This is a genomic window from Pseudomonas sp. UBA1879, assembly GCF_002338065.1.
Taxonomy (GTDB): domain Bacteria; phylum Pseudomonadota; class Gammaproteobacteria; order Pseudomonadales; family Pseudomonadaceae; genus Aquipseudomonas.
Map to the genome: position 1 here is coordinate 880,356 of NZ_DDHJ01000004.1, position 13,353 is coordinate 893,708.

Consider the following 13,353-nt stretch of genomic DNA (forward strand, 5'->3'; position numbering starts at 1 on the left):
GTGTCGCACACATCTTCGTCGCAGGCCTGACGCGATCGCAGGCAAGCGCGCCTACGAGGTCTGCGTTCACCGCAGAGAGTTTGTCTGGCACCCATCTTCTGTAGGAGTGAGCTTGCTCGCGATGATGTGGTAGCAGTCAACGAAGAGGCGAGTGATAGGAGGCCATCGCGAGCAAGCTCACTCCTACAGGGTGGGTGGTGTCTGGCCGACCTGTGGCAACCCCAACGGCTGCTCCTGCACAAACCCGAACGAGGTCAGTTGAAAGCCCTGTTCGTCGACCTGCAACACCCAGCCTTCCCGGTCCCAATCCCCCAGTACGATCCGCTGCGCGGTGTCGTCGCCGATTTGCAGCTTGTGAATGGCGGGGCGGTGAGTGTGGCCGTGAATAAGGGTTTTGACCCCGTATTCGGACATGATGCGCGGGACTTCCTCCGGCGTCACATCAACGATGTCATTGGCTTTCATGCGGGTCTGCGCGCGGCTCTCACTTCGCAACTTGCGCGCCAGTTTATGCCGGGTGCTCAAGGGCAGGTGGCGCAAGACCCATAAAGTCAGAGGATTGCGCAGGTAGCGGCGCAAACGCATGTAGGCTTCGTCGCGGGTGCACAGGCTGTCCCCATGCATCAACAACACCGGCTCACCGTTGAAGGGCACCACACTCGGGTCGTTCAACAGCGTGCAGCCAGCTGCCTTGCAAAAGGCTTTGCCGATCAGAAAATCGCGATTGCCGTGCATCAGGAACACCCGCGTGCCGCTGTCGCTCAACGCGCGCAGGGCTTCGCAGATCGAGCGCTGGAAGGGCGACATCGCGTCATCGCCGATCCAGGCTTCGAAAAAATCCCCGAGGATATACAGCGACTCCGCCCCACGGGCGCGGTCGCGGAGCAGATCCAGAAACGCCCGGGTAATGTCCGGGCGTTCTTCTTCCAGATGCAGATCGGAGATCAGCAATATCACTCAACGATCTCGGCTTTCTCGATGATCACGTCTTCAGCCGGCACGTCCTGATGGCCTGCTTTGGACGTGGTGGCGACGCCTTTGATCTTGTCGACCACGTCCGAACCTTCGACCACTTCGCCGAACACCGCGTAGCCCCAGCCCTGAACGGTCTTGGCGCTGTGGTTCAGGAAGCTGTTGTCAGCGACGTTGATGAAGAATTGTGCGGACGCCGAATGCGGCTCCATGGTGCGGGCCATGGCAACGCTGTATTTCTTGTTCGGCAGGCCGTTGTCGGCTTCGTTCTGGATGCTCGGGCGCTTGTCTTTCTTCTCTTTCATGCCTGGCTCGAAACCGCCGCCCTGGATCATGAAATTGCCGATGACGCGGTGGAATACGGTGTTGCTGTAGTGGCCAGCGTTTACGTATTCGATGAAGTTAGCGACGGTGATCGGCGCTTTTTCAGCGTTCAATTGCAGGACGATGTCGCCGTGGTTAGTGGTCAATTTTACTTTGGACATGTGCTCGGTCGCTCTTTTGAAATGCGTGATTGGACGTGTCGATCGCAGCGTGGAGCATTGGCTGGCCGCTGCGATTTCACCCTGGCGCGCAGTTTACAGAGGGTCATTGCTCGACGGGTAGCGACTATTCATGTCGCAGCCGCAAATGACCCGCGGTGGATCTTGGCAGTTTTGTCACGGCGCGCTGTCAGGGGCTTGACAGGTTCGGCTATGATAGGCGCTTTGATTTATTCGGCCTACCCTGGCCAAGACTGTCAGGTTTTCAAGGATCCTATGAGCAAGCCCACTCAAGACGCTGCTGCCAACACCAAGGCAGGCCCTGCCACTCCAACCAACTTCCTGCGCCCCATCGTGCAGGCAGACCTGGATTCGGGTAAGCACACCCAGATCGTGACCCGCTTCCCGCCAGAGCCCAACGGCTACCTGCACATCGGTCATGCCAAGTCGATCTGCGTCAACTTCGGTCTGGCTCAGGAATTCGGCGGTGTCACGCACTTGCGGTTCGACGACACCAACCCTGCCAAGGAAGATCAGGAATACATCGATGCCATTGAAAGCGACGTCAAATGGCTGGGCTTTCAATGGGCCGGTGAAGTGCGCTATGCCTCCCAGTACTTCGATCAACTGCACGACTGGGCCGTCGAGCTGATCAAGGCGGGCAAAGCCTACGTCGACGACCTGACACCCGAGCAGGCGCGCGAATACCGCGGCACCCTCACCGAACCGGGCAAGAACAGCCCGTTCCGTGAGCGCGGCGTCGAGGAAAACCTGGACCTGTTCGCCCGCATGAAGGCCGGTGAGTTCGAAGACGGCGCCCGCGTGCTGCGCGCCAAGATCGACATGGCCTCGCCGAACATGAACCTGCGCGACCCGATCCTCTACCGCATTCGTCACGCCCATCACCACCAGACCGGCGACAAGTGGTGCATCTACCCGATCTACGACTTTACCCATGGTCAATCGGACGCCATCGAAGGCATCACCCATTCGATCTGCACCCTCGAATTCGAAAGCCATCGGCCGCTGTACGACTGGTTCCTCGACAACCTGCCAGTGCCGTGCAAACCGCGTCAGTACGAGTTCTCGCGGCTGAACCTGAACTACACCATCACCAGCAAGCGCAAGCTCAAGCAACTGGTGGATGAACAGCACGTCAACGGCTGGGACGACCCGCGCATGTCGACGCTGTCGGGCTTCCGTCGTCGCGGCTACACCCCGGCGTCGATCCGCAACTTCTGCGAAATGATCGGCACCAACCGTTCCGACGGCGTGGTCGACTTCGGCATGCTCGAATTCAGCATCCGTCAGGACCTGGACGCCAATGCGCCCCGTGCCATGTGCGTGTTGCGGCCGTTGAAAGTCGTCATCACCAATTACCCGGAAGACAAGGTCGACCATCTCGAACTGCCGCGTCATCCGCAGAAAGAAGAGCTGGGCGTGCGCAAGCTGCCGTTCTCCCGCGAACTCTACATCGACCGCGACGACTTCATGGAAGAGCCGCCAAAGGGTTACAAGCGTCTGGAACCGAACGGCGAAGTGCGTTTGCGTGGCAGCTACGTGATCCGCGCCGACGAGGCGATCAAGGACGCCGAGGGCAACATCGTTGAGCTGCGCTGCTCTTACGACCCGGACACCCTGGGCAAGAACCCGGAAGGCCGCAAGGTCAAGGGTGTGATCCACTGGGTACCAGCCGCTGAAAGCATCGAATGCGAAGTGCGTTTGTACGATCGCCTGTTCCTCTCCGCGAATCCGGAAAAAGCGGAGGACGGCAAGACCTTTCTCGACAACATCAACCCAGGCTCCCTGCAGGTCCTGACCGGTTGTCGCGCTGAACCTTCGTTGGGTGAAGCTCAGCCGGAAGACCGTTTCCAGTTCGAACGCGAAGGGTATTTCTGCGCCGACATCAAGGACTCGACACCCGGCAAACCGGTATTCAACCGCACGGTGACGCTGCGCGATTCCTGGACCTGATGCAGTACAGATAAGAGGCAGACAGTGCTTTCGATCTACAACACGCTCACCAAGAGCAAAGAAGTTTTCAAGCCGCTGGATGGCAACAAGGTGCGCATGTACGTCTGCGGCATGACCGTGTACGACTACTGCCACCTGGGGCACGGCCGCAGCATGGTCGCGTTCGACCTGGTTACCCGCTGGCTTCGTTTCAGCGGCTACGACCTGACCTACGTGCGCAACATCACCGACATCGACGACAAGATCATCAACCGCGCCCGCGAAAACGGTGAGGCCTTCGATGCGCTGACCGCGCGCATGATCGACGCGATGCACGAAGACGAAGCGCGGCTGAACATTCTGAAGCCGGACCTGGAGCCGCGTGCCACCGATTACATCAGTGGCATGCACGACATGATCCAGCGCTTGATCGACAAAGGCTACGCGTACGCGCCGGGCAACGGCGACGTGTACTACCGCGTCGGCAAATTCCTCGGCTACGGCAAGCTGTCGCGCAAGAAGATTGAAGATTTGCGCATCGGCGCGCGGATCGAGGTCGACGAAGCGAAAGATGACCCGCTGGATTTCGTGCTGTGGAAAGGCGTGAAACCGGGCGAGCCGAGCTGGGAGTCGCCGTGGGGGCCGGGCCGTCCGGGCTGGCACATCGAATGCTCGGTCATGTCCACCTGCTGCCTGGGCGAGACCTTCGATATTCATGGCGGCGGTTCCGACCTGGAATTTCCGCACCATGAAAACGAAATCGCCCAGAGCGAAGCGGCCACCGGCAAGACCTACGCCAACGCCTGGATGCATTGCGGGATGATCCGCATCAATGGCGAGAAGATGTCCAAGTCCTTGAACAACTTCTTCACCATTCGCGACGTGCTGGATAAATACCACCCGGAAGTGGTGCGTTACCTGTTGGTGTCGAGCCACTACCGCAGTGCGATCAACTATTCCGAAGACAGCCTGAAAGAGTCGAAGGGCGCGCTGGAGCGTTTCTACCACGCGCTCAAAGGCTTGCCGGTGGCTGAACCCGCTGGTGGTGAAGCGTTCGTCGAGCGTTTTTCCGCAGCAATGGACGACGACTTCGGCACGCCGGAAGCCTGTGCGGTGCTGTTCGAGATGGTCCGCGAGATCAACCGTCTGCGGGACAGCGATATCGACGCCGCAGCCGGACTGGCAGCGCGTCTGAAGCAATTGGCCAGCGTGCTGGGCGTGTTGCAGCTCGAAGCCGATGACTTCCTGCGTGCCGGGGCTGAAGGGCGGGTCGATGCGGCAGAAGTGGAGGCGCTGATTGCCGCGCGTCTGCAAGCTCGCGCCGACAAGAACTGGGCCGAATCCGACCGCATTCGCGATCAACTCACCGCCATGGGCGTGGTGTTGGAAGATGGCAAGGGGGGAACGACCTGGCGTTTGGCGGATTGATTTCTGCCGGGTGATACGCATCCTCGTGGGAGCCGGCTTGCTGGCGAAGGCGTCAGGTCAGTCAACATTGATGGTGTTGACCCTCCGCGTTCGCGAGCAAGCTCACTCCTACAGGCTCAATGCGATCACCTGTAGGAGTGAGCTTGCTCGCGATAAGGCCGTCCCCGGCCACACACATCCACAATCAGAAACCCTGCTCCCTCAACCGCTTGTACAACGTATTGCGACTCACCCCCAGCCGCTTGGCCAGCTGCGAAATATTCCCCCCGGCCGCCTGCAGTAATTCATTCAATGCCTCCGGCGTATCCAGCGCAGCCTTGCGATTGAAAACAATGGACGGCTCGTCGTTGCCGTTATCCATCGCCAGATCGGCAAAAAAGTCCTCCGGCAGATGCTCCATCGAAATCGGCTCGTCATCCGCCAGCGCCAACGCCACTTGAATCACGTTACTCAACTGACGCAAATTCCCCGGCCACGGGTGCCGTTCGAACAGGGCCAATACCGAGGATTCAAAGCCAGCCGTCTGCTGAGGCTCGCGATGCTGTTCCCAGAGCGCTTGCACCAGTTCGGCCTTGTCAGTGCGGTCCCGCAGGGGCGGCAGTTCGAGGTTCAGGCCGCTGATGCGATAGTACAGATCCTGCCGGAAGCGGCCGCTTTGCACTTGGTCTCGCAGTGAGCAATGGGTCGCGGAAATCACCCGGATGTCCACCGGGAACAATTCACTGCTGCCCAGCGGTTGCACGCAACGTTCCTGCAATACCCGCAGCAGACGGGCCTGAACTGGCAGAGGCATATCGCCGATCTCGTCCAGAAACAGCGTGCCTTTGTCGGCTTTGCGAATCAGGCCGATGCTGCCCTTATGATGCGCCCCTGTGAACGCGCCTTTTTCGTAACCGAACAGTTCAGCCTCCACCAGTTCCGACGGAATCGCCGCGCAGTTCACCGCAACGAACGGCTGATCCGCCCGAGAACTCCCCCGATGCAGGCTTTTTACGAACACCTCTTTGCCTGCGCCAGTTTCGCCGAGAATCAGCAGCGGCACATTCTTCTCCAATAAGCGCTGAGCCTGGCGCGCCGCCTTCGCCACTTTTTCATCTCTGGGACCGGGTGCAGGCGCGTCGACTTGCTTGGACGTCGGGACGGTCCGGAGTTTCAACACTGGCGCTTTCGGCCGTCTGATCACCCCATGAAAACGGTTATGCCCCGACGCCTGCAGCGCGAAGGGTTGGCCCTCGGGTTGATCCAGCAGGTAAGCAATTGGAGCCTTGAACAGCTGTTCAATATTGGCCTGTAACAGGCTGACCCCCAGCAGGTTATCGGCGCGGCGGTTACCGCAGACGATGCGGCCGCTCTCATCGAACACCAGCAGCCCGGCCCACTGACTGTCGAGGTTGTTCAGGCCGGTGTTGAACGTCATCTGAAAATAGCCGTGCTGGAACTGGTCGAGAATCAGCCGGTTTTCGATGGTCTGGCTCATCATCTTCACCATCCCCAGCGTGTGGGAGGGGGGCAGGAAGCTGTCGCTGGACACGTCGAGCACCGCGATCATGCGTCGCGACGCGTCGAAGATCGGCGCTGCCGAGCCAGTCATGAAGCGGTTGGCCTTCAAAAAGTGTTCATCGTGTTCAATGTGAACAGCTTGTTCGCAGGCCAGCGCGGTGCCGATGGCGTTTGTGCCAACGCCACGTTCGAGCCAGCTGGCGCCTGCAATGAAGCCCCGTTGCTGATCAGGCTCGACGAAGCGCTGGGTGCCCCAGGAATTCAGGACCTGGCCCTGTTGGTTGGCCAGCAGAATCAAACAATTGGAGTTGCTGAGGATGTTCTCGTAAAAGGGCAGGACCTGCTGATGAGTGGTCTGCACCAGGGAATGATGACGTTCCAGCAGTTGCGAAACCTGCGGGTCGGGTAGCCGATCAAAGGCCGGGCGGGACTGGTGGTCCAGGCCGAACTCGCGGCAGCGGGCCCAGGAGTCTCGAATGATGGTGTCGTGAGCAGTGGATGCGCCTGTCGCGGCCATGGTCTGGCTCCGTGCTGTGGCTTTTATTGTTTTTGGGGTACGGCGTGGGCCAAGCATCCGTGCTCGAAACGTTCACCCATTGTTGTTCAGATGTGTTCAAAGTCAATGTTCATTTTGTTCAGGTGTTCAGTGTTTCCTGTTCACTTATGTTCACCAACGAATATGCAGCAGCCGGTTCGTTTGTCTTGATCGCTCTATCTCAATGCTTTTGGCGCAGTGTTCGGTACTGAACGTCAACTGGCATGATTGTCGCTATCCAACAATCGGTCAGTAAAAAACAGACCAACCGCTTCACCCCGAACAAGACAAATAAAAAGGGCACGCCATGTCTCTCACGCTTGAGCACGTCAGCCGAGCCGTCGACGGTCAAATCTGGATCGACGATGCATCGCTGAGCTTCGAACCCGGCTCATTCAACGTATTGCTGGGGCGCACCTTATCAGGCAAAACCAGCCTGATGCGCTTGATGGCCGGTCTGGACAAGCCAGACAGCGGCCGCGTACTGATGAATGGCAAAGATGTCACCCACGTCGCGGTGCGCCATCGCAATGTATCGATGGTCTATCAGCAATTCATCAACTACCCGAGCATGACCGTCTTTGACAACATCGCCTCGCCGCTGCGTCAGGCGAAGATGTCGAAAGACGAAATCGACAGCCGCGTGCGGGAAACCGCCAAGATGCTGCGGATCGAAAAATTTCTCACCCGTTACCCGCTCGAACTCTCTGGCGGCCAGCAGCAACGCACGGCCATGGCCCGCGCGCTGGTCAAGGACGCCGAGCTGATCCTGTTCGATGAGCCACTGGTCAACCTCGACTACAAGCTGCGCGAAGAACTGCGTCAGGAAATGCGTCAGCTGTTCGAAACCCGCAACACCATCGCGGTCTATGCCACCACCGAGCCCAACGAAGCATTGGCGCTGGGCGGCACCACGACAATCCTGCACGAAGGTCGGCTGATCCAGAGCGGCAGGACCCCCGAGGTCTACCACCAGCCGAAAACCGTGCTGGCCGCTGAGCTGTTTTCCGAGCCGCCGATCAACCTGATGCCGGGCCGCATCGATGGCAACGAAGTCAGCTTCGCCAACTTCGTGCATTTCCCGCTCAACGTCGACCTGCGCAAGATCGGCGACGGCGACTACCGCTTCGGCGTGCGCCCCAGCCACCTGAGCCTGGTGCCGTCCAACGACGATGATCTGGAATTGGCGGTCACCGTGGAGCTGGCGGAAATCAGCGGCTCTGAAACCTTCCTTCATGTGCGCAACGAGCATTTTTCGTTGGTGCTGCACCTGCCGGGCGTGCATGAGTACGACGTTGATACGCCGATCCGCGTGTACATCCCGACCCACAAATTGTTCGTATTCGATCAGCAGGGCGGGCTCATTCAGGCGCCCGGTCTGCGCATGGCGAGGGTTGCCTGATGGCCGAGATCCGCTTGCAACAACTCGCGCACAGCTACAGCGCAAACCCCAGTGGCCCCGAGGATTACGCGATCCGCGAGATGACCCACATCTGGGAGCAGGGCGGGGCGTACGCCTTGCTCGGGCCATCCGGCTGTGGCAAATCGACCTTGCTCAACATTATTTCCGGCCTGCTCAGTCCTTCTGAAGGCAAGGTGATGTTCGACACCACGGTGGTTAACGACATGTCGCCCGAGCAGCGCAACATCGCTCAGGTTTTCCAGTTCCCGGTGGTCTACGACACCATGACGGTGTACGACAATCTCGCGTTCCCGCTGCGCAATCAGGGCATGGACGAGGCGAAAATCCAGACCAAGGTGCAGGAAATCGCCGATGTGCTGGACCTGCAGCCGCTGCTGAAAAAGAAAGCCAAAGGCCTGACGGCGGACGAAAAACAGAAAGTGTCCATGGGCCGCGGGCTGGTGCGCGATGACGTATCGGCGATCCTGTTCGACGAACCGTTGACCGTGATCGACCCGCACCTGAAGTGGAAACTGCGGCGCAAGCTCAAGCAGATCCACGAGCAATTCAACATCACCATGGTCTACGTCACCCACGATCAGCTCGAAGCCTCGACCTTCGCTGACAAGATCGCGGTGATGTACGGCGGCCAGATCGTGCAGTTCGGCACCCCGCGGGAATTGTTCGAGAAGCCCCATCACACCTTCGTCGGCTACTTCATCGGCAGCCCTGGCATGAACCTCATTGAGGTCAAGCCCGAGGCAGGTGGGGTGGGCTTTGGCGGCATTCACCTGCCGTTGTCCGAGGCCTTGCAGCAACGCCTGGCATCGACCCCGTGGAAAACGCTCAAAGTCGGCATCCGGCCTGAGTTCGTGCATGTGTGGGACGGGCCGTTCGACGACGCGATGTGCGCGGACGTGACCTACGTCGAGGATCTGGGGACGTACAAAATCCTCACCCTCACCCTGGCGGGGCAGTCATTGAAGGTCCGTCTGCAGGAAGACAAACCGGTGCCGCAAGGCCAGGCCTGGATCAGTTTTCCCGCCCAGTGGCTGATGCTGTACGCCGATGAATTTCTGCTGGAGGCCGACGCGAACACGGTGTCGGCCAGTGAGGTGCCCCATGAGTAAGGTGCAGAACAACAAAGCCTGGTGGCTGGTGCTGCCGGTGTTTCTGCTGGTGGCGTTCAGCGCCATCATCCCGATGATGACCGTGGTCAACTACTCGGTGCAGGACATCTTCGACCAGTCCAGCCGCTATTTTGTCGGCGCCGACTGGTTCAAGCAGGTGCTGCAAGACCCGCGTCTGCACGACTCGCTGTTGCGTCAGTTCATCTATTCGGGCTGCGTGCTGCTGATCGAAATCCCGCTGGGTATCGCCATTGCCTTGACCATGCCGACCAAGGGTCGCTGGTCGTCGGTGTGCCTGATCGTCATGACCATCCCGCTGCTGATTCCCTGGAACGTGGTTGGCACCATTTGGCAGATCTTCGGCCGCGGCGACATTGGCTTGCTGGGCTGGTTTCTCAACAACGTGCTGCACATCAACTACAACTACGCGGCCAACGCCTCGGACGCCTGGGTGACCGTGCTGATCATCGACGTCTGGCATTGGACCTCGTTGGTGGCGCTGCTCTGCTACTCGGGCTTGCGGGCGATTCCTGACGTGTACTACCAGGCAGCACGGATTGATCGGGCGTCGAACTGGGCGGTTTTCCGACACATTCAGTTGCCGAAGATGAAGAGCGTGCTGCTGATCGCCGTGATGCTGCGCTTCATGGACAGCTTCATGATTTATACCGAGCCTTTCGTGCTCACCGGGGGCGGCCCGGGCAACTCGACGACCTTCCTCAGTCAGACCCTGACGACCATGGCCCTCGGCCAGTTCGACCTGGGCCCTGCGGCAGCGTTCTCGTTGGTGTATTTCCTGATCATCCTGCTGGTGTCGTGGGTGTTCTACACCGCCATGACCCACGGCGAAAAGAACTGAGGAGCGGCCATGAATCTTCGTAAAGTCGTGCCGTTGTGGATCTACCTGCTGTTTCTGCTGGTGCCGATCTACTGGCTGGTCAACATGTCCTTCAAGACCAACACCGAAATCCTCGGCGGTCTGACGCTGTTTCCGCAGGATTTCACCCTGGCAAACTACAAGGTGATCTTCACCGACGAGAGCTGGTACAGCGGCTATATCAACTCGCTGTACTACGTGTGCCTGAATACCGTGATATCGCTGAGCGTGGCATTGCCTGCCGCGTATGCGTTTTCCCGCTATCGTTTCCTCGGCGACAAGCACTTGTTCTTCTGGCTGCTGACCAACCGCATGGCCCCGCCGGCGGTGTTCCTGTTGCCGTTTTTCCAGTTGTATTCGTCCATCGGGCTGTTCGACACCCACATCGCCGTGGCGCTGGCGCACTGCCTGTTCAACGTGCCGCTGGCGGTGTGGATTCTCGAAGGCTTCATGTCCGGCGTACCGAAGGAGATCGACGAAACAGCCTACATCGATGGGTATAGCTTCCCTAAGTTCTTCGGGAAGATTTTCATCCCGCTGATTGGCTCGGGCATCGGTGTAACGGCGTTTTTCTGCTTCATGTTCTCATGGGTCGAGCTGCTGCTGGCTCGCACCCTGACATCGGTCAACGCCAAGCCGATCGCGGCGGTGATGACCCGCACGGTATCGGCATCGGGGATCGACTGGGGCGTGCTGGCGGCAGCGGGGGTATTGACCATCCTGCCGGGCATGCTGGTGATCTGGTTCGTTCGCAATCACGTGGTCAAGGGTTTTGCCCTTGGTCGTGTCTGAGGAGTCGAAAAAATGGAGTGGATGTCCTGGACATTGCCGACTGCTATTTTCTTCGCGTCCATCGCTGCCATTCTGGTGGGGATGACCGTTTGGGAATTGCGCTCGGCGAGCATCGAACGTCGCGGTTTTCTGCCGATCGCCACCACCCGTGGCGACCGGTTGTTCATCGGTCTTCTCGGTAGCGCCTACCTGCATTTGCTGGTCATAGGCGCGACCGACTGGAGCATCTGGGTCGCGTCGGGGCTGTCCCTGGTCTGGCTGTTGGTGGTAATGCGTTGGGGTTGAAGGCTGGCCGGCCTGTTGTGGCAGGTCGATTGGCGGGATTTGCAAAGCGGGACTACATAAGAATCAACACTGGAGGTGTCTATGTTCAATAAGAAAAACAAGCTGCGACATAGTGTGACGGTTGCGACGATGGTCATGCTCAGTGGCCTGAGCGTGTCGGCGTGGGCCGATCAATACGAGGATGCCGCGAAGAAATGGGCAGCCAGCGAGTTCAAGCCGACGACCCTGTCCGATGCTGATCAGCTCAAGGAACTGGAATGGTTCATCAAGGCTGCGGAACCGTTCCGTGGGATGGACATCAAGGTCGTGTCCGAAACCCTGACCACCCACGAATACGAGTCGAAAACGCTGGCCAAAGCGTTCACTGAAATCACCGGCATCAAAGTGACCCACGACCTGCTGCAAGAAGGCGATGTCATTGAGAAGCTGCAAACCGCCATGCAGTCGGACAAAAGCATCTACGACGGTTGGGTTAACGACTCCGACCTGATCGGTACACACTTCCGCTACGGCAAGGCGCTGTCTCTGACAGACCTGATGGCCAGTGCCGAAGGTGCGAAAGTCACCTCGCCTACGCTCGACATCAAAGACTTCATCGGCACCTCGTTCACCACTGCGCCCGACGGCAAGCTGTATCAGCTGCCCGACCAACAGTTCGCCAACCTGTACTGGTTCCGTGCCGACTGGTTCGAGCGTCCTGACCTGAAGAAAAAATTCAAGGACAAGTACGGCTACGAGCTGGGCGTTCCGGTGAACTGGTCAGCCTATGAAGACATTGCCAAATTCTTCAGCGAAGACGTCAAGGAAATCGACGGCAAGAAAGTCTATGGTCACATGGACTACGGCAAGAAAGACCCGTCTCTGGGCTGGCGTTTCACTGATGCCTGGTTCTCCATGGCGGGCAGCGGCGACAAAGGCCTGCCCAACGGTCTGCCGGTGGACGAGTGGGGCATTCGCGTCGAGGACTGCCATCCGGTCGGCTCCAGCATCACCCGTGGTGGCGACACCAACGGCCCGGCCGCTGTCTACGCGACTCAGAAATACATCGACTGGCTGAAGGCCTACGCGCCACCTGAAGCGGCGGGCATGACCTTCTCCGAGTCCGGCCCGGTGCCTTCGCAAGGTAACGTTGCGCAACAAATTTTCTGGTACACCGCGTTTACGGCCGACATGACCAAGCCTGGTCTGCCGGTGATGAACGCCGACGGCACGCCGAAGTGGCGGATGGCGCCGTCGCCGAAAGGGCCGTACTGGAAAGAAGGCATGAAACTGGGCTATCAGGACGTAGGGTCGTGGACCTTCCTGAAGTCGTCTGACGAGAAAAAACGTCTGGCCGCCTGGCTCTACGCGCAGTTCGTGACCTCCAAATCGGTTTCGCTGAAGAAAACCATCGTCGGTCTGACGCCGATTCGCGAGTCGGACATCAACTCCAAGGAGATGACCGCGCTGGCGCCGAAACTCGGTGGTCTGGTGGAGTTCTATCGCAGCCCGGCCCGTGTGCAATGGTCGCCGACCGGCACCAACGTTCCGGACTACCCGAAACTGGCGCAACTGTGGTGGAGCCACGTGGCTGAAGCGGTAACCGGCGAGAAAACTGCCCAGGCGGCACTTGACGGTCTGGCCAAGGATCAGGACGCGATCATGACCCGCATCGAGCGCTCCAAGGTTCAAGAGGCGAGCAATTGCGCGCCGAAAATGAACCCGGAAACGTCGGCGGAAGAGTGGTACAGCAAAGCTGAGCAGAGTGGCGGCAAGTTCCTCGCGCCGCAACGCAAACTGGCCAACGAAAAACCGAAGGGCGAAACCATCGCTTATTCGGACCTGCTGAAAAGCTGGGAAGCGGCCAAGAAGTAAGCGCTGACGAAATGAAAAAACGGCACCTTCGGGTGCCGTTTTTTTTTGCCAATAACGCTTATCTCTCCAACACATCCGTACCTGTAGGAGTGAGCTTGCTCGCGATTGCGGTGGCAGATGTTACATCGAGGGGAGCTGGCACC

The 13,353-nt window shown here is 59.0% G+C and carries 11 protein-coding genes; 8 read left to right on the forward strand and 3 right to left on the reverse strand.

The features are described 5' to 3' along the window. Positions 1-183 precede the first annotated feature (183 nt). Both lpxH and B3N48_RS07095 read right to left on the reverse strand, forming a co-directional pair. Positions 184-957 carry a UDP-2,3-diacylglucosamine diphosphatase gene (lpxH, locus tag B3N48_RS07090; RefSeq protein ID WP_296181188.1) on the reverse strand — a complete coding sequence of 258 codons (774 nt, stop codon included), beginning with the start codon at positions 955-957 and terminating at the stop codon, positions 184-186. Further along, positions 954-1,457, reverse strand: coding sequence for a peptidylprolyl isomerase (locus tag B3N48_RS07095; protein WP_296181191.1), 504 nt, complete (start codon positions 1,455-1,457; stop codon positions 954-956). Before B3N48_RS07095 ends, lpxH begins: the two co-directional genes overlap by 4 nt. Positions 1,458-1,730: 273 nt before the next feature. On the opposite strand from B3N48_RS07095, the gene B3N48_RS07100 reads away from it, so the two are divergent. Together B3N48_RS07100 and cysS are read left to right on the forward strand one after the other, a co-directional pair. Further along, a complete protein-coding gene (locus B3N48_RS07100; protein WP_296181195.1) occupies positions 1,731-3,428 on the forward strand; it encodes a glutamine--tRNA ligase/YqeY domain fusion protein in 1,698 nt (565 codons plus the stop codon). A 24-nt stretch (positions 3,429-3,452) separates the two neighbouring features. Further along, a complete protein-coding gene (gene cysS, locus B3N48_RS07105; protein ID WP_296181197.1) occupies positions 3,453-4,835 on the forward strand; it encodes a cysteine--tRNA ligase in 1,383 nt (460 codons plus the stop codon). A gap of 184 nt (positions 4,836-5,019) precedes the next feature. Here the strand turns inward: cysS and B3N48_RS07110 are convergent, their stop codons facing one another. Continuing rightward, positions 5,020-6,852, reverse strand: coding sequence for a sigma-54-dependent Fis family transcriptional regulator (locus B3N48_RS07110; RefSeq protein ID WP_296181199.1), 1,833 nt, complete (start codon positions 6,850-6,852; stop codon positions 5,020-5,022). A gap of 325 nt (positions 6,853-7,177) precedes the next feature. Here B3N48_RS07110 and B3N48_RS07115 point away from each other — a divergent pair, with 325 nt between their 5' ends. The 6 genes from B3N48_RS07115 to B3N48_RS07140 all read left to right on the forward strand — a co-directional run bounded on the left by B3N48_RS07115 (position 7,178) and on the right by B3N48_RS07140 (position 13,210). After that, positions 7,178-8,272 carry an ABC transporter ATP-binding protein gene (locus B3N48_RS07115; protein WP_296181202.1) on the forward strand — a complete coding sequence of 365 codons (1,095 nt, stop codon included), beginning with the start codon at positions 7,178-7,180 and terminating at the stop codon, positions 8,270-8,272. Continuing rightward, complete coding sequence (locus tag B3N48_RS07120) at positions 8,272-9,402, forward strand: ABC transporter ATP-binding protein (protein ID WP_296181205.1); 1,131 nt, start codon at positions 8,272-8,274, stop codon at positions 9,400-9,402. The genes B3N48_RS07115 and B3N48_RS07120 overlap by 1 nt, the downstream gene beginning before the upstream one ends. Then, entirely contained in the window at positions 9,395-10,261 is an 867-nt protein-coding gene (locus B3N48_RS07125; protein WP_296181208.1) for a carbohydrate ABC transporter permease, read from the forward strand. The genes B3N48_RS07120 and B3N48_RS07125 overlap by 8 nt, the downstream gene beginning before the upstream one ends. A 9-nt stretch (positions 10,262-10,270) precedes the next feature. After that, positions 10,271-11,071 carry a carbohydrate ABC transporter permease gene (locus B3N48_RS07130; protein WP_296181211.1) on the forward strand — a complete coding sequence of 267 codons (801 nt, stop codon included), beginning with the start codon at positions 10,271-10,273 and terminating at the stop codon, positions 11,069-11,071. 12 nt (positions 11,072-11,083) lie between these two features. Continuing rightward, the gene (locus B3N48_RS07135; RefSeq protein ID WP_296181214.1) at positions 11,084-11,356 is read left to right on the forward strand and encodes a DUF2160 domain-containing protein; all 273 of its coding nucleotides are present in this window, start codon (positions 11,084-11,086) and stop codon (positions 11,354-11,356) included. A gap of 81 nt (positions 11,357-11,437) precedes the next feature. Further along, the gene (locus B3N48_RS07140) at positions 11,438-13,210 is read left to right on the forward strand and encodes an ABC transporter substrate-binding protein (RefSeq protein ID WP_296181217.1); all 1,773 of its coding nucleotides are present in this window, start codon (positions 11,438-11,440) and stop codon (positions 13,208-13,210) included. The last annotated feature ends 143 nt before the right edge of the window (positions 13,211-13,353 follow it).

What these genes read in the sequence shown, in the direction of transcription:
- B3N48_RS07095 (WP_296181191.1), bottom strand. Translation starts at nt 1,457, where the DNA reads ATGTCCAAAGTAAAATTGACCACTAACCACGGCGACATCGTCCTGCAA.
- B3N48_RS07100 (WP_296181195.1), top strand. Translation starts at nt 1,731, where the DNA reads ATGAGCAAGCCCACTCAAGACGCTGCTGCCAACACCAAGGCAGGCCCT.
- B3N48_RS07110 (WP_296181199.1), bottom strand. Translation starts at nt 6,852, where the DNA reads ATGGCCGCGACAGGCGCATCCACTGCTCACGACACCATCATTCGAGAC.
- B3N48_RS07115 (WP_296181202.1), top strand. Translation starts at nt 7,178, where the DNA reads ATGTCTCTCACGCTTGAGCACGTCAGCCGAGCCGTCGACGGTCAAATC.
- B3N48_RS07120 (WP_296181205.1), top strand. Translation starts at nt 8,272, where the DNA reads ATGGCCGAGATCCGCTTGCAACAACTCGCGCACAGCTACAGCGCAAAC.
- B3N48_RS07125 (WP_296181208.1), top strand. Translation starts at nt 9,395, where the DNA reads ATGAGTAAGGTGCAGAACAACAAAGCCTGGTGGCTGGTGCTGCCGGTG.
- B3N48_RS07130 (WP_296181211.1), top strand. Translation starts at nt 10,271, where the DNA reads ATGAATCTTCGTAAAGTCGTGCCGTTGTGGATCTACCTGCTGTTTCTG.
- B3N48_RS07135 (WP_296181214.1), top strand. Translation starts at nt 11,084, where the DNA reads ATGGAGTGGATGTCCTGGACATTGCCGACTGCTATTTTCTTCGCGTCC.
- B3N48_RS07140 (WP_296181217.1), top strand. Translation starts at nt 11,438, where the DNA reads ATGTTCAATAAGAAAAACAAGCTGCGACATAGTGTGACGGTTGCGACG.